14 protein-coding genes and 1 pseudogene are annotated in these 16085 nt (G+C 49.5%); 10 read left to right on the top strand and 5 right to left on the bottom strand.

The annotated features are described in order from the left end of the window. Positions 1-15: 15 nt before the first annotated feature. The 3 genes and pseudogenes from METFOR_RS07360 to METFOR_RS15320 all read right to left on the bottom strand — a co-directional run bounded on the left by METFOR_RS07360 (position 16) and on the right by METFOR_RS15320 (position 4969). The gene (locus METFOR_RS07360) at positions 16-2370 is read right to left on the bottom strand and encodes a PKD domain-containing protein (RefSeq protein ID WP_233504360.1); all 2355 of its coding nucleotides are present in this window, start codon (positions 2368-2370) and stop codon (positions 16-18) included. Between the two features lie 153 nt (positions 2371-2523). Further along, a pseudogene (locus METFOR_RS16200) lies at positions 2524-3141 on the bottom strand (hypothetical protein); the annotation flags it as partial. A 70-nt stretch (positions 3142-3211) separates the two neighbouring features. Next, positions 3212-4969: a calpain family cysteine peptidase gene (locus METFOR_RS15320; protein WP_015285486.1), complete on the bottom strand. Its 1758-nt coding sequence runs from the start codon at positions 4967-4969 to the stop codon at positions 3212-3214. A gap of 328 nt (positions 4970-5297) precedes the next feature. Between METFOR_RS15320 and METFOR_RS07340 the strand changes: the two genes are divergently transcribed. Beyond that, positions 5298-6503 (top strand): TraB/GumN family protein, encoded by a 1206-nt coding sequence (locus tag METFOR_RS07340; RefSeq protein ID WP_015285485.1) that lies wholly within the window; start codon positions 5298-5300, stop codon positions 6501-6503. Between the two features lie 242 nt (positions 6504-6745). Here METFOR_RS07340 and METFOR_RS07335 read toward each other — a convergent pair whose 3' ends face one another. Beyond that, positions 6746-7099: a hypothetical protein gene (locus METFOR_RS07335; protein ID WP_015285484.1), complete on the bottom strand. Its 354-nt coding sequence runs from the start codon at positions 7097-7099 to the stop codon at positions 6746-6748. A 133-nt stretch (positions 7100-7232) separates the two neighbouring features. On the opposite strand from METFOR_RS07335, the gene METFOR_RS07330 reads away from it, so the two are divergent. After that, positions 7233-7937 (top strand): hypothetical protein, encoded by a 705-nt coding sequence (locus tag METFOR_RS07330; RefSeq protein WP_015285483.1) that lies wholly within the window; start codon positions 7233-7235, stop codon positions 7935-7937. Positions 7938-7949: 12 nt separating this feature from the next. On the opposite strand, the gene METFOR_RS07325 is transcribed toward METFOR_RS07330, so the two are convergent. After that, the gene (locus METFOR_RS07325) at positions 7950-8648 is read right to left on the bottom strand and encodes a TIGR00266 family protein (RefSeq protein ID WP_015285482.1); all 699 of its coding nucleotides are present in this window, start codon (positions 8646-8648) and stop codon (positions 7950-7952) included. Between the two features lie 140 nt (positions 8649-8788). Between METFOR_RS07325 and METFOR_RS07320 the strand changes: the two genes are divergently transcribed. The 8 genes from METFOR_RS07320 to cbiG all read left to right on the top strand — a co-directional run bounded on the left by METFOR_RS07320 (position 8789) and on the right by cbiG (position 16084). Then, positions 8789-9481, top strand: coding sequence for a DUF2202 domain-containing protein (locus METFOR_RS07320; RefSeq protein WP_015285481.1), 693 nt, complete (start codon positions 8789-8791; stop codon positions 9479-9481). Between the two features lie 1464 nt (positions 9482-10945). Continuing rightward, the gene (locus METFOR_RS15315; protein WP_148277627.1) at positions 10946-11416 is read left to right on the top strand and encodes a hypothetical protein; all 471 of its coding nucleotides are present in this window, start codon (positions 10946-10948) and stop codon (positions 11414-11416) included. Next, positions 11413-11982: a hypothetical protein gene (locus METFOR_RS07300; protein ID WP_015285478.1), complete on the top strand. Its 570-nt coding sequence runs from the start codon at positions 11413-11415 to the stop codon at positions 11980-11982. Before METFOR_RS15315 ends, METFOR_RS07300 begins: the two co-directional genes overlap by 4 nt. Before the next feature lie 6 nt (positions 11983-11988). Beyond that, positions 11989-13149 (top strand): hypothetical protein, encoded by a 1161-nt coding sequence (locus METFOR_RS07295; protein WP_015285477.1) that lies wholly within the window; start codon positions 11989-11991, stop codon positions 13147-13149. A gap of 206 nt (positions 13150-13355) precedes the next feature. Further along, the gene (locus METFOR_RS07290; protein WP_015285476.1) at positions 13356-13898 is read left to right on the top strand and encodes a bifunctional cobalt-precorrin-7 (C(5))-methyltransferase/cobalt-precorrin-6B (C(15))-methyltransferase; all 543 of its coding nucleotides are present in this window, start codon (positions 13356-13358) and stop codon (positions 13896-13898) included. Further along, positions 13889-14494 (top strand): cobalt-factor II C(20)-methyltransferase, encoded by a 606-nt coding sequence (locus METFOR_RS07285; protein WP_015285475.1) that lies wholly within the window; start codon positions 13889-13891, stop codon positions 14492-14494. The genes METFOR_RS07290 and METFOR_RS07285 overlap by 10 nt, the downstream gene beginning before the upstream one ends. Beyond that, positions 14481-15215, top strand: a complete 735-nt coding sequence (locus METFOR_RS07280) for a cobalt-precorrin-4/precorrin-4 C(11)-methyltransferase (RefSeq protein WP_015285474.1) — start codon at positions 14481-14483, stop codon at positions 15213-15215. The genes METFOR_RS07285 and METFOR_RS07280 overlap by 14 nt, the downstream gene beginning before the upstream one ends. Continuing rightward, entirely contained in the window at positions 15212-16084 is an 873-nt protein-coding gene (gene cbiG, locus METFOR_RS07275) for a cobalt-precorrin 5A hydrolase (RefSeq protein ID WP_015285473.1), read from the top strand. The genes METFOR_RS07280 and cbiG overlap by 4 nt, the downstream gene beginning before the upstream one ends. The last annotated feature ends 1 nt before the right edge of the window (position 16085 follow it).

Genomic DNA, 16085 nt, shown 5'->3' with positions numbered 1-16085 from the left:
TGCTGGATCCTGTTCTCAGGGATTATTCCGCCGCCGGTACAGGAGCATGATGGAGAGGACAATAATGCAGATGATCGCAAGGGCGGTCAGGTAGCTGCTGCGGTGCACTGCCTCTCCTGAAATCCATTCAGCCATGCTGAATACAATCGAGAGGGCATTCTGAGGTGGCTGGGAAGAAGGTGTCACGATTGGCGCAAGCCGGGCGGGTTCCGGTTGCGGGGTTTGAGTGGTCTGCCGGACCGCCGACTGCCCAATGGTCTTTTCAAAGAGCGCGACACAGCAGAAATGCGACAGCACGGCGGTGAATGTCCCGTCTTTTGCATTGAAACTACCCGGGACCTCAGACCATGTGCCGGTTGCCTTGTCGTACATCATGAGCGAATACTCTTTTCCCCACTGCGCCTGCGGGATGGTGAACGTAACGGTAATCCCCGGGGAGAATGTCGCCCCATCCGGCCCGAGTTCATAGGCCCTCCCGTCAATCATGACTGCCTGGCCGTATGGTGGCGCTGCGGGAAGTGCATCCGGGGCGATTGAGGCGATGCTGATTGAGGAGAGCGGGCTTCCGGCGCTGTCCTTTGCGATGGTGCCCTCGCCAAGCACAACGGATGCCAGCGTGTCGGTGGACGTGAGCGTAGTCTCCTGCGTTATGACTCCGCCCGGGTTTGCGTAGAGTGGCGCTGTCTTACCTGAGTCGATGAAAGCAACGGGAGCTTTTTGTTCGGGCGCTTTTTGCGGGGCCTGTGCCGACAGGCCTTTACCGCTGCCGGATGGTGCTCCTGAGTTACCATATGAATCGGAGCCACCAGATGGTGGTGGTGCGTTCACCTGGCTTGCGATTGTGAGAGTGATGAGCTGGAAGGGATTGCCGGAACCGGTGAGCTGGACAAGACCGAATGTTGACGAGCCCCGGGAGGATTCGGCTTCGAAATAATCAAGATTTGTTGCAGGATCGTGATAGAGGAACCGTGGCCGTAAGACTTCTCCGGTTGACCGGTCATCGGAGATCCGCTCGATATATGTGTGCGATCGCCCCATGTGGTCGTCAACCCAGGTGGCGTTGACGCTCATGCGAATCTTCGCCGTCCCGCCAGAAGGAATGCCGGTTTTTACAATTTTCAATGTGTAGGCAACGCCAAGGATATCGGAAAAACCGGAACTTCTCCCGATTTTAGAGAACAGAAAGAGGTCATCATCAGTGTATCCTTCCCATACCTGAGAATTTACTGTTGCATCTTCCGGGTACGTGTCAAGGGTAATCGTATGATTCATGGAGCTTTGGGTGCCAGTTGTTTCGGAAAAACCAGCGGGATGTATTTCCGTTATCTGGAAGGACACAGAGGACAGGTTTCCTGAAATGGTTGCGCCGTGATCCATGAATCCGATACCATCGTTTGAGGTGAATGTGATATTGGTCCAGCCATCATCTGCAAGATCCGCTCCATGGCATACCAGTGAGTCCCCTGCAATCGTGCAATCGGGTACAGTTCCTTTCGTGAAGGTAACAAACTGCGAACCAAAGGGCTCCGTGAAGGCGAAGCCGTCAATGCTCGTGTTCGCGGTCACGTTGGCGCCGGTAAGAGCTTTGATGGTCTTGTGAGCTGATGCGGTCCCCCAGGTGTTGTTGACGTACAGATACGCCGTGTAGGTCCCGGCAGCCGTGTAGGTTTTTTCCGGATTTTTTTCCGAAACATCGGTTGTGTTGGACCATGTCCCGTCCCCAAAGGACCAGTTCCAGGTCTCTGCATTGATGGATGAATCGGTAAACCGGACTTTCAGGTCTACAAAACCATCTGAAACATCTGTCGTGAATGCCGCGATGGGCGATGCACCGACGCTGACCTTGTATTTGTTATCAACAGGTGTCTCACTACGGCAATAGGGATTGTTGACCGTGAGTCGGACATCATAGGTTCCCGGGACATTGTAAATAAAGGATTGGTTTGCTTTTGTTGTGTCCACTGAAACGTTTCCATCCCCGAACTCATAATTCCAGTGCGTGATGTTCTTTGCATCTGTTGATGTATCATTGAACTGGATGGTATGGGGGATTGCACCACTCTGGGAAGACATCGTGAAATCTGCAACCGGGCAGGGCTCGTCGTGGTCGATGGTGTAGAGGTAGACGTCTTCGAACCCACTGTCCCGATTGTCTGTCCAGACGATCCTGTTGTTAAAAATTTTCGGGGACCCATACAAGAGGTCGACTGCATCATCATCAGTTGTTATCCTCTCATCAGGAGATCCTGGAAGATCATTGAAATAAATATCATCGAGGAATTGACGATCATCAATCCAAATAATCTTGTCACCAGAGACAGAGGGGTATTTTTGCGTGGTTGAATCAAGGGACACTTCACTTTGACTCATGGGAAGTTGCCGAGTATCATTCTTTACAATTTTATTGAGAGGATCTCGCCATACAACAATCCCATTATCAAAAGCAATTTCGGGAAATCCTGTGGAAAAGTCGAATGTCACACCATCAGGTGAGATGAGATAAGATGATCCGGATGATATATCCGTCATATAAATGCTGTTACTGTTGCGCTCATCCTGCCAGACAACTTTTTCACCTGAAATAATCGGAAATTTTTGATTTGTTGTTGCAGCGTCTGGTGTCAGCAGGCTTTCAAGACCCGGAGAAGTACCGTTCATGTAAATATCAGAATCACCTGACCGGTCATCCTGCCAGACAATCCTGTGTCCGCTGATGGAGGGGAACTCCTGACTGGCGCTGTCTTCTGTTATTCGCCATTCAGAACCGGATTCCAAATCTGCAAGATAGATGTCAGTATTCCCGTCTTGCCGATTGTCAAAAGCAACAAGTTTGCCGGATATCGAGGGATGATTAGCATATGAACCCGGATTGGTTATCCTCTTTTCTACACCCGTATTAATATTGTAAGCGTAAATGTCTTGATAGGATGTAAAATCGGTATTGTCCCTGTTATCAGTCCATACTATCCAATTGTCATATATTGTTGGATTCCACTGGTTCGACTCACTGGTATTTGTGGTAATGAGGGTCACGGTACCGGCTGATGTGATAACGGTTACTACAGTACAGAGGAGAACGAGGAAAAAAAGTATACTAATCCATATATGAGTGAAACCGTCATTGGAATTTTTGTTTATCATCGTGTGATGCATTTTTCCCACGAATTTGGTTTGATCCAGTCTATTTTCGTTCTTAAACGAGCTGGCAATCCTATATTAGAACGTAATCGAACTCCTGGAAATAGTTAACAAAGTCATCAAGACGGATGGCGAATTTACCCTTGTTTGGCATTACCACAGTCCCGTTTGTAGTATTCACTGAAATCCACGGGGCGATTGAATAGGGCGTTTGATTGTACACAATTGATGGGAAAGTAAGGCGGTAATCAATAGCTTTTTCACCACTCTGTCCAACCGGTTGTCTCCCTACATCTCCATATAGGTGATACTTCAGAGTTCCATCCTCATTGTATTGCTTCCCATATTCAAATCCATGGTTCTCGCCAAAGGGATTCCTTAAGATTATGTATCTCTGGTTGTTGCTGTCCATCATGATTCCAAGAAGGGAATAAGAATGAGAAGCAACTATCAGATCATTATCATAGATTACCCCCTTGGCTGTTGCAGCATAAAGGGATGGGTTAGGATCCCCCGTGATATCAGGTCCTGAGCAACCAAAGGTTCGTGCCACTGCCGGATACTGTGTCCGTCGTGCTTGGTTGGCCGGGTTTGCAGGGGCTTTTTCAGCAACAACACTATTTAGTCTTAACCAGACTGCCTCGGGATCGTTGGAGTTATGATTGGGGAGTCTACTATTCATGATATATCGGTTGAGTTTTCCATTTGGTCTCCGAAGCAGTGCCCGCAACGTTTCTCCCGGATCGCCCCCTTGGATCCGGCAAATGTCTGGTTTGTCTGGATCCCCCGGTGTCAGAATACCGGTGGTTTCAAGATATCGTAAGAATGCTTTCTCATAATAGGGGAGCCAGCTCGCGTTGCCGGTCCTTGTTTGAACCCCCTGAAAAGCGTCACTTTGGTTTTTTGGAAGTAGATAATTAGTGTTAACTGCAGTAGCTTTGGAGACAGGTGGGATTTTTTTCCCAGAAACTGAGTATAGTTTTAAACTGATATCGGCAAAAGTTATCGGAGTTCTTTCATTCTTTGCCAGAATTGCCGGTGCTCTTTGGGGGTAATTAAAAACAAACCACGCAATGGTGGATAGTGCTGCAAGGAAATAACAGTCCGGCACCGGCCCCTGGATCGAATCATCAAATGAGGGATGAACTGTATCCGGGTAATTGATTACAGTTTTTTTGTCATCATCCAAAGTATCTGGATCGAGCCAATCAGCACAGAGTGCCGACGGATCATCAGGATCAGCAGGGTTATCCGGATCCCAGCGACGGAAATCTTCAACGCAACCGGAAAATCTCGGGGCTCCGTCCAGCTGTTCGATTATCGGATTGTTTCCGGACGAATTCTTTTCACGATCTGAATCATCCAGGGCTGCGATCCCAGAAGATCTCTCCCTTTTCAGGAAAATTTTCTCATGCTGAAATCCCTTTACTTCTTCAATGGTTTTTTTTGTGAAAAGACAGGATCCGTAATAGGGGTCAAACAATTTTTCGTAGGGAAGCCCAGATCCTCCCGATCCGAGATTGTTGAGAAGTTCTCTTGCTTTTTTTGGAGGAATCGCGAGAACAGATGATGATTTACTCTCGCTATCATTTTTTTCTGAATTTTTGGTAAACGGATCATCTCCATGAATTGCCCGATACACAGAATAGGGATTCCTTGCTCCCGTTGTTCCATACGATTTTACTGGCCAGAGAAGATGTATGATAAACAGAATTAACTCATAAAACCAATCCCATATCCTTCGAAAAGAAACCACAATACACACCCCATTACCCGGAAAATAACAATCTTCTTGACTGTTCTCTTCCACTGCCGGAATACTTCCGCTCACATACCATAAACCTTATTAAATTGCCATAAATTTTATATCGTAAATATAAGCATAATCACTTGAATCGGGACAAATAAACAGAAATCCGTGCCAAATTAAAAACGACAATGTCACGAATATAAAAAAGAATTTTTATTTGCGGTATTTCATAAGTAATTCTTAAGAAACGCTCTGTTAAACAATTGTACCCTATATTATGTACTTAATTTAGTAAAGATTTTCGATTTTTGAGTTCCATTCACAAAGATTCTTTTAAGCAAACCCCCCCACCTTATCCCCTCCTTTAATCACCCTTCACCACAAACATTACAGCCACAAACGGTGATCAATGGCAGAAATAAAAATCATCGGCACGGCCCACGTCTCGCAGGAGAGCGTCAACGAGGTCCGGACCGCAATAGAAGATTATCATCCCGATGTCGTTGCCATCGAGCTGGACCCGGCACGGTACTCTGCGCTGAAAAAGCAGGCACGTGACCCGAGCGTGAACGATGTCCTGGAAGTAAAAAATTTCAACTCTCTCCTCGTCCAGTGGCTCCTCGCCTACCTCCAGCGCAAGATCGGGTTCGACGTTGGCGTTGAACCGGGCGCCGAGATGAAGGCCGCAATCGCGGAAGCCGAGCAGCGCAATATCCCCATCGCGCTCGTTGACCGCGACATCCGCGTCACGCTGATGCGGTTCTGGAACACCCTCGGGTTCATCGAGAAACTCAAGATGATCTGGGCCCTGATCATCTCGATCGCCGAGATCGATAACGGCCAGGAGATCGATATCGAGTCCTTAAAGGAACAGAACGTGATCGATGTCGTGATGGAAGAGTTCCGGAAATTCTCGCCCAACGGAGCCCGGGCACTCATTGATGAGCGCGACGCGTTCATCGCCCACCAGCTCGTCATCCTGAAAGCCCAGCGGCCCGAAGGAAAGATCCTGGCGGTCATCGGCGCCGGTCACCGTAAAGGAATTTCCGCCTACCTCGACGACCCAAAGACCCTCCCGCCGTTCGACTCACTGACCAAAGAACCAAAACCGTTCCCGTGGGCGAAGGTCTTCGGCTTCGGTGTCACGTTCCTCTTTGCCTTCCTGCTTGCAGCCATCGCGTTCTCGGGAGTGGGCTTAAACGTCCTCCTGTACGCGTTCCTCTTCTGGGTGATCATCCACGGCGTGCTATCAGCCATCTTCGTCCTGCTCGCCGGCGGCCACCCGTACTCGGCCCTGACCTGCTTCTGCGTTGCGTGGATGACCTCGCTCAACCCGATGCTCCATGCCGGCTGGATCGGCGCCTATGTCGAGGCCCGCGTACGGAAACCCCCGGTCACCGACTTCCGGAAGATCTACGAGACCGAGTCGCTTAAGGAAATGGCGAAGATCCCGCTCTTTAAAGTCGTGCTCGTTGCAGCGCTCGGGAACCTCGGGAGCCTGCTCGGCACGGTTCTGTACTTCATCTTCGTCTTCCCGGTCCTCGGCATCGATCCAACTGTTGTTATCTCCACCGGCATCGGGAACCTGTGGGCGTGGGTTACCGGGTTGTTCTGAGCCGGTGTGAAAACCATAAGAAAATTATACCCTTTTAATCCTCAATCGCAAAGATGGGGGCTGATGGCCCCCATACCCCAAAGGGATGCTTGCCGCCTCCCCGAAGGGCGCCCCGCGGCGGCCTCAATTTCTTTTTATGAAAATCTCTCTTTGACACGAGAAGAACCTGAAAGGTTCTTCGAGTCAGGGCTGGCGTGATGGGGGTTGATTGCAATGGAAAAAATGTATTCAATAATGCGGGGTTATTTTTTACCGGGCCGGAATCCGGCAATCTCCTTGTCGATCCAATCCGCGATAATGGACTTTATCTCTGCATGATCCATGCCATTGCGGTACCGGAACCGGATTTCCCCTTCGAGCATGTCGAGCACGGGCGTCACGATGGTCAGGTAGGATGCCGTACAGGTGAACCCCCCGGCCTTCTCCACGTGCAGCAGGACCAGCTCGTTCAGGTGCTCCATCTCGCCGGTCATGGTTACGAGACCTTCAAGGGTCACGCCCCGGGGGACGTTCCCGGCGGGACATTCGGGTACATCCGCCAGTGCAGGATCACACCCATCAGCCTGTTCCGGTTTTTCCTCATCAGGATGCTTCATAAAAATTCCGGTACTGGATAAGGAAGATCAACGTTCCACACAATTGAAAATTTCCGTGCCGGCCGGCCACAACAGTTATTCCATTGCGTGACCTCTCCTTGTTATCAGCCTAAAAAAGACCCCGCGTGATACCATGTCAAGCACAGCACTCCTCGTCATCGAAGGCCTCTGGTGGACGCCCGAAGAAAAACCCAAGCGCCCCTCGGTCCTCCTCTTCCTCCAGGGCCTCGAGAGCGTCCAGGGCGACTTCAACATCTATTACTCGAACTTCTACGAGAAGGTCGGATTCCGGCGGGCTCTAGAAGATGACCTGACGAATACCAAAGAGGACCGGCTCTTCCTGTACATTGCAGCCCACGGCACCGGCAAACGGATCGGCGGGCTCAAGGCCAAGACCGGCATGAAACTCCCGGCCATGTTCAAGGCCGTGAAGAACGCGGCCCGGTACTCCAATATCGAGGGGGTCCTGATCGGCTCGTGCAGCGTGGGCAACAACATCGATGATTTCATCGCGACAACGAAGAACTCCCACATTGCCTGGATCTTCGGGTACACCTGCGAGATCAGCTGGGTTGCAAGCACGCTCATCGACGTCTCCATCTTCGAGCACCTGATGAAACTCTCAAAGAGCGATCTCAAAGACCGTAAGAAGATCTTAAACGCGTTTGTGAAGGCGCTGCGCAGGTTCAACGGCGATTATATTCTCTGCAAGCAGAAAGGCGGCAATGTTGCGCTGAAAAATGCAATTACCCTTGTCGTCCAGTCGCGGACTCCCGGGGAGAAGCCGCAGGACGAGACAAAATATATTCTCGAAAAACTCGGCTGGGACAAAAAATAATGTTTACCGGTTTTACACCGGTTTGACCTTCACTTCCGGTTTGGGCAGATAGGGGATGAGGCTTGCTGCGATCTTCTCCAGGTTCATGGACTGGAGAATGACCTTACCCGGACCCGTGAGCGTGGTGACAAAGAGGCCTTCGCCCCCGAAGAGCGCGGTGGTGATCCCGCCCGCGAGCGCGATGTCGTAGCTGACCGTGTGGTCAAAGCCGACAACAAGGCCGGTCTGGACCTTGACAACCTCGCCCGGTTTTAAGTCGAGTTCGATAATGTCCCCGCAGCAGTGGAGGAACACCGTGCCCTGCCCGGTCATCCGCTGGAGCACGAATCCCTCGCCGCCGAAAAGACCGGCCTGGATCTTGCGCGTGAACGCGATGTCGAGCTCGACTCCTTCATGGCAGCAGAGGAACGAATCCTTGCGGGAGATGAACTCCCGGTCCGGGCTGACCGAGACCGGAAAGATCTTGCCTGGCATGGTACCGGCAAACGAGACAAAGCCGGCACCTGCCCCGGGCGAAAATCGCGTCAAAAAAACGCTCTCGCCCACGACCGCACGCTTGATGCCGGAGAGGATGCCGCCTTTGAGCTGGCTCTCCATCGTGAACGAACCGGTCATGTTCACCATCGCGCCGGCTTCGGCAAAGATTCCTTCGCCCGGCAGAAGATCGATCTTCACCATCTGCAAATTGCTGCCAATGATCTCGTGCTTCATACGATTCCTGATGAGAATTTCGGCCCGGTAGAAGAAATGTGTTGCGGGAAATAGTTCCGGATAAAAAAACGCAAGCGATCGAAAGCGCAGTGTGAAGCGAAAAGAATAGTTCAAATAATTCCGTACGGCAAGTCTAGTCTGTGTCACGATCTTCATTCATCGGGATCCTCCTGCTTGCCTGTATCTTTGCAGCAGCCGCCGGCTGTACCGGCCAGCAGGGCACGACACCGGCTGTCACGTCCCCGGTGCCCGTTGCAACTCCCGCACCATCTGCTTCGGACGCGGCGTTCAATGCATTGCCGAAAGCGGAGCTCAACGCTACCGAGACCGCAGACATCCTGCTCCTCCAGGAAGAAGCAAAGTTCGCGTACGATCTCAATTCGGCATTGTACGGCATGCATACGACCCTCCCGCTCCTCCTGAACATCTCGAACGCTGCAAAAACCTCCATGAAAGTCGATGATGTGATCCTTGTCCGGTACAACATTCCCGACCCGGAGAGCCAGAAGGCCGGCGTCTTCACGAACCAGGGCCTCCAGCAGATGTACACCAATGATCTCAACACCGGCCTCTCGTCCGCATCCGATGCGTTGAAGATGAGCGCACAGTTCACGGACATGAACATCGCAGACCTCTCCGCAGCAATCGGCCGGACCGACAACCAAGACCTGATCTACATTTACAACCAGCAGCTGGCCCTGGCACGCAATGACATGCGCTCGCTCTCGCAGAGCCTTGCCGGGTTCGGTGTCGTGTACACGCCGCAGTACATCACGCCGGCATCGTACGCCCAGATCATTGCGTCGCCGATGGAAACGATTCCGGTGAAGTAACCCGGTTTCCGGGTATCCGGAAAACCTCTTTTTTCAAGACTCTCTGAAAAGACCTGATCGTGGGATTCTCGGTCGAAGAATACCCATACGGGAATTCTTCTCCTGCGCCCCCTCTGATGAGGAGTCGCACGTCGTAGAATTACGTGAGCAAAAACCCCTGCGGCCGTAAGTACCCCAAAATGAGGGACTAAGTCGCGAAAAAGCGGGACTAAGTCGGGGTTTTTCTTTAGTTTTACGTCGGAGAAAACTGGACGCAAATAGCGCTAATACAGAGGCATAACTCAGTGCCGGACGGGCTGGGGGATGCCGGAATGAAAAGAAGGGGGGTTTTGGGGGTGGCTTTTTAGGGGGTGCCAAAGTTACGGGTCATCTGACCCGTGACGGGTAAGTGACCTGTGACAGGTATCTGACCTGTCACGGGTATTTTTGAAGAGTCCGGATCTGCACTAATATATAGGCGGGATTTGGGGTGATAGTACCCCCTGTCAGGGGTGTCAGACGGCGGATTCACGGGAACGTGAACTTTTCCTGCTTTGCCATTCGGAAAATTTTTGTCGCAATCAATTTTTGTTTGCATGACATCAGTACCGGGATACCAGCATGACGTACCTGAACTGGGGCTGCGATCCCTTGGCCGGGGAATGTGAATCCTGTCTTGATGCGTACTGCAATGTCTGCAATGAAGATTTTAAGAGAAAGCACCGGAAGAATGAGTTCTCTGATGATGTTGGTGAATCCGGGCCGGACATTGATGAACCGGATTGCGATCATTGTGATTTGGAGAGTAAGCCGGATTGTGCGCATTGCGAGATTGTGTTTGCGATCTGCCGAAACTGTGCGGAGTTTGCGAGCTGTGAGTTTCGGATTTGTGGGAATGAGTGAAGCGGGGCCGGGAAATTTTTGAAATTTTTTGAAAAGTTTTTAGAAATTTTTTTGGAAATTATTTTGGAATTTTTTTACCGGACATTACGTGAAATTTTTTTCAACGCGATCATCATTGCGATCAAAAATTATTTCCGGATCAACCGGATCTTGATTGAAAATTTTTTGCCGGACATTGGATGTGAAATGGAAAGCTCATATGGATGAAAGGAGGCAGACGCGGAAAAGGTCTGCCGACTTTTTCGCTACTCACTTACCTGTACGAGAATTTGCGTTCGGGCCGTGCCCAGCGAGGGGGCGACGAGCCCCCCGAGCGACCGCCATCAGGCGGGGGGAGGAATCTTAAGTTCGGTTTTATGGTTTGACCAATTTGTTATTTTGTGATGGATGAGTCAGGAATAGGCTTCAGTGTTTTTCCACTACATTTTTTACAATACGAACTTGTTATAAGATTTCAAATAGTGGCTTCGCAAGAATCTATCAATCAAGAATGAATGAATATTTTTGATTTTTCGAAATAATTCACAATTCATAATTCAAAAAGATTAAGGTAAAGTATTTTTGAATATTAAATTGTTGATAGTGACGAATCCCCCAAATTCATGTATTTATTGTGGTAATGAAAATCCAACAATTAATAGCATTACACGCCGTGCTATCAGTTATAAATTGAATTTGGTTGTTTTTTCATCATCTTATGAAATGGATACATCTCAAAATCAACCACCCAGAATAATTTGTGATGTGTGTGGGCGTGATTATTATTTAATTGCAAATTCTGAAAAACATGACTATTTTGAAAATCTTATACGATCGATGCGGTTTTCCGATACAGTGGCAGAATATATGATTATTAACAATCTTGATAAAGGAAATCTTTTGGAGGGGTATATTGGGATTTCAAAACCCTATTCTTTACTCGCACCGATTAAGAAAAAAATATACGCTGATAATTTTCATATTGTCTTCAGAGCAAATAATCACACATATTTTATGGTCTTTAAAAGTGATGATGAGGGTAAAATCGCATTCAATGCGGGGAAAGTATCATGAAAAAGCGAACCACTGCATTGGCTGATAAAACAAAGATCTATGACTATGATCAGTTCTGCAAATTAATAGATGAAGCAAAAGACTCTCATCAGAAAAAAATGCTAATCAGTGATATCATATTGATCTTGTTCTATTCCCAAAAAGATAAACCCATTTTTGGAAGAACAATGTTGATAAAACAGTTATTTTTAGTTTTTACTGAAATAATGGAGAAAAATAAAATCGAAACGCAGAATCCGAAATTCGTTGCACACAATTTTGGACCTTATAGTTTCACTGTAATGCAGATAGTTGATGATTTGTGGTTTTCACATCATCTAATGATTGAAGGGAGAAAAAAATCCAGAAAAGAAGCATTCTCCCTTACGGAAAATGGCGAGAAGAGAGCACATGAACTATTCACAGGATTGGATCCCGGCTTACAAAAGTCACTTAAACAGAAAAGAATTGGTTGGGATCAGCTTGGGACAGATGGAATTTTAAATTACGTATATGAAAAATACCCGAAAATGACAGAGAATTCGAAAATTAAAACAAGGTACAAAGGAATTACCTGGGGCAAATAATTGACGATGAAAGTTCGATTAAAACATGTTGATTCGGACGACTCAAAACTATTTTATAATGCACGCTCACTTGAGATAACTCCTGGAAGTAAAGCAATTAAAACTCCAATAAGGGCATTAAGTAATGGGGATTTACGAGCAAAAGCACAAGTCCCTTCTGATATTACATTATCTAGTCCGATTGCTGGGTTTCATCGACAACTATCAAGCCCTGAAGTTACAAAATTTTTAACAGAAAATGCATTTCCTTCTAGTTTCATTGATGAATTGGAAAATGCTTCCCAAAAAATGCAGCATTCCGACATTATTTTACCATGTCTACAACCTGCACATACTGCAATAAATGATGTCCTTACTTCATACGATAAAAAAATTGAATTTTTGAGGAAAATTTATAGAATTCAACAAGAAGCAAAGATGAAAATTTTTTGTATACCTTGGTTAGATTTCACTCCAGATCAATACAAAAAAGTCGTTGACAATTTGTCGAAAGATAACGAAGACGAAATGGTGTTTTACATCAACAGTGCTGTTGATCCAGATCCACTTAGACGGACGATAAATTGTCTGACACCATTAATAGAAACTGAAAAAATTCATTTTTTAGGTATATTGTATAATCCCGTACGGGATGCACTAAACAGCTATGATGCTTTGTGGGAAATATTAAGTGAACAAAAAGTTGCCATCCTATTAGCAGACATTGAACGTGCAAACATGCAATTGAAGAATTTATCAGCGTCACATGTGAATGAATTTATTTTAGGGGATATTTTTTTACCTAAAGTATATGCTCGGGCTAAACCAAATCGAGGGAAAGTAGATCTTTTTACAAAATTTAAAGTGTTTAATAAAAATAATCTAACCGTTGATTGTATTGGTAATTATAACGGAGAATCTTGGAAAGATATGATGTCAGAAGATATTGTTGATCCTGCAATACAATACAAGATTGATCATTATTTGGAAGCAAAAGATGATCCAGATCGATTGAGCATTTTAAAATACATCTCAAAAGTGCATGAATTTACAGTTAGTTCAAAAGAATTCAACAAATCAAGAGATTTCATTACTCGTGAAGAATCTGATGTTTACCTTGAAGAGAAACCGGTGTTAAAAAGTGTTTTACGAAGTGAAAAAGGCATTCAAAAAAAACTTATTAAGTAACTAAACGATCATCTAGTTATAATTATTAAATTGATTTTTGCTGAAATATTCTATTGTCTCTACTTCAGTTATCTGTTATAATCCGTTTCCGTATTATATTGCGGGAGTCCAACTGGTCAAAGACCCTCAATCATTTCTATCTTATGATGCATCGAGCCCCCTCATTTCCCAACCCTTAATACCCTCTCCCAACAAAACTCATCCAGATGCCCGCAAAACGACTCCCCGGCGGTCCGACCCAGGACGAGATCATGGCGATCTCGCTTCTGAAACTCGATATTCACAAAACGGATTCCCTTCTTGAGATCGGCTGCGGTACCGGGAGGGTCACGCTTGCCCTGGCAACCCTGGGAAAATGCGTGGATGCGATCGATGTCCGGCCCGAAGCGGTTGATCTTGCACGCCAGACAGCGAAGGATCGCGGCGTGAAGAACATCACGTTCACCTGTGCCGAGGCAACTGAATTCCTGGAGAGCAACAAGGTCTACACCAGTGCCTTTGTAGGCGGGACGAAAAACCTCAGGGAGATCCTCCCGGTGCTGGCGAAACGCGTACGGTGGAAGATCGTGATCAACGCAGTGCTTCTCTCCACGGTCTGCGAAGCGGTCTCGACCCTCCAGGAACTCGGGCTCTTTGTCGAGGTCGTGCAGGTGCAGGTCTCGCGGTCGAAGCCCCTTGCGGGAAGCCTCATGTTCAAACCCATTGACCCGGTCTACATCATCGTCGGGAGGGGCTCGGCATGCTCGTAGGCCTTGGCCTTGGCCCGGGGAATCCCGAGCTCTTAACGCTCCGTGCGGTTCGTCTTCTCAAAGAGGCCGACACGGTTTTTGTGCCCGGACGGATTGCAAAAGATCTCGTTGCCCCGTACCGCGATTCTGTCGTGCTCGACTTCCCGATGACGGACGATGAGGGGAAGATCCGCGAGTGCATGAAGGAGAACGCGAGGAAGATTGCACCGGTTGCGCAAGATGGGCTTGCGGTCTTCGGGATTCTCGGCGACCCGAACTTCTTCTCCACGTTCTCACGGCTCTGTGCGGTGATCGCGGAGACGCACCCGGATATCGAGTTCCGGACCGAGCCGGGGATCAGTTCCATCACGGCGTTTGCGTCAGCCGCTGGAGTTCCGGTGAACGAGGGGTTCACGGTTTCGGATGGGACAATGTCGGACACGAAGATCCTGCTCAAGGTCCGGAAGCCTAAAGCGAAGGCAGCCTCGCTTGCAGCCGAGGGCTACCGCGAGTTCGTGCTCGTTGAGCGGATGTTCTTCGATGACATGAAGGTGTACCGGAATGCAGAGCTTCCCGAGAAGAGCGATTACATGAGCGTGATGTATGCCCGGAAGTGACGAGAAGAACACGATCTGGTTCGTTGGTGCTGGTGCCGGCGACCCGGAACTTATCACGGTGAAAGGGAGGAAACTCCTTGACCGGGCCGAGGTCCTCATCTATGCCGGATCGCTGGTCAGCCCGGCGCTTGTCGAAACCTGCCCGGCACCGGAGAAGATCGACAGCTGGGAACGGAAGCTCGACGACATTGTCGCCATCATGATCGACCGGGCAAAGAAGGGGAAGCGGGTTGTCCGGCTCCACTCGGGCGATTCCGCGATCTTCGGGTCGATTGTCGAGCAGATCGCAGAGCTGGAGAAGGCCGGTCTCACCGTGAAGATCGTCCCCGGCGTCTCATCCGTTTTTGCCGCAGCAGCTGCGCTCACCACGGAGTACACGCCCAAGGGAGTTGCGGATACGCTCATCATCACCCGTCCTGCGGGAAAGACGCTGGAGAAGGACTACATCCCCGAAATTTCGAAAGTCCCGGCAACGATGGCGTTTTTCCTGGGCAGCGAACACTTCTCCGAGATCACGGAAAAGCTCTCGTGCCCGAAAGACACGCCCGCGGTCGTGATCTACCATGCCTCGTGGCCCGACCAGAAGATCATCCGGGGCACGGTTGCCGACATTGCACAGAAGGCACAGGACGCCAGCATCACGCGGTCGGCCCTGCTCATCGTGGGCCGCTCCGTCTTAGGCACCGCATCCGGCTACAAGCGCTCGCACCTCTACTCATGACCGGGACTGTTGTGATCACATTCCCGTACTCGAAGGATGAAGCGGAGCGGATCGCAGAGTTCCTCGGTGCGGACGTGCTGGAATATTCCGCAGAAATTTTCGATCAGGTCTTCTCCCGGAAAAAGCGAATCGTTGCGCTGATGTCGATGGGGATCGTTGTCCGGAAGATCGCCCCGCTGCTGGACGACAAGTGGACGGACCCGGCTGTTGTTGTCGTGAGCCCGGACCTGAGGTTCGCGGTCCCCGTGCTCGGCGGGCATCACGGGGCCAACGAGCTCGCAAAGGAACTTGCCGGAATTGGCCTTGTCCCGGTCATCACCACGGCAACGGAGTCCCGGGGCCGCGATTCGGTGGAGACGATCGCGGACCGGACCGGGACAGATGTCCTGAACCGGGACTCGACCCGGGAAGTGAACGCCGCCATTCTCACAAGCGACATCCCCGTCCACGCGGTCCAGGGCCCGGCCATTGTCCTTGCCGGCCCGGATGTCTCGGTGCTTGTCGCGAAGGGGACGTACTCGGTCGGCGTCGGCTGCCGGAAAGGGATCCGGGCGGACGAAGTTGCCCTGGCTGTCGAAGAAGCTCTTGCCGAGAACGGGATTGAGATGGGCGAGGTCTTTGTGTACGCGACAACCACGAAAAAACTTGGCGAGACCGGCCTTGTCGAAGGCGTAGGAGCACTTTCCGGGAATTTAATATTCCTTGACGATGATACCATAAACGCACAGGCAGGCACCGGCCCGTCACGGGCAACCCGGCTCGGGCTCCTTGGCGTTGCCGAACCCTGCGCCCTTGCAACGTCAAGGACAAAGACTCTTGTCATGGGAAAGAAAGTATTCGGGAGAGTGACGGTTGCCATCGCACGCTGAA

The sequence above is a fragment of the Methanoregula formicica SMSP genome (assembly GCF_000327485.1).
GTDB lineage: Archaea > Halobacteriota > Methanomicrobia > Methanomicrobiales > Methanospirillaceae > Methanoregula > Methanoregula formicica.
Note: the sequence above shows the minus strand (reverse complement) of the source record. Positions and strands in the feature narration are given on the sequence as shown.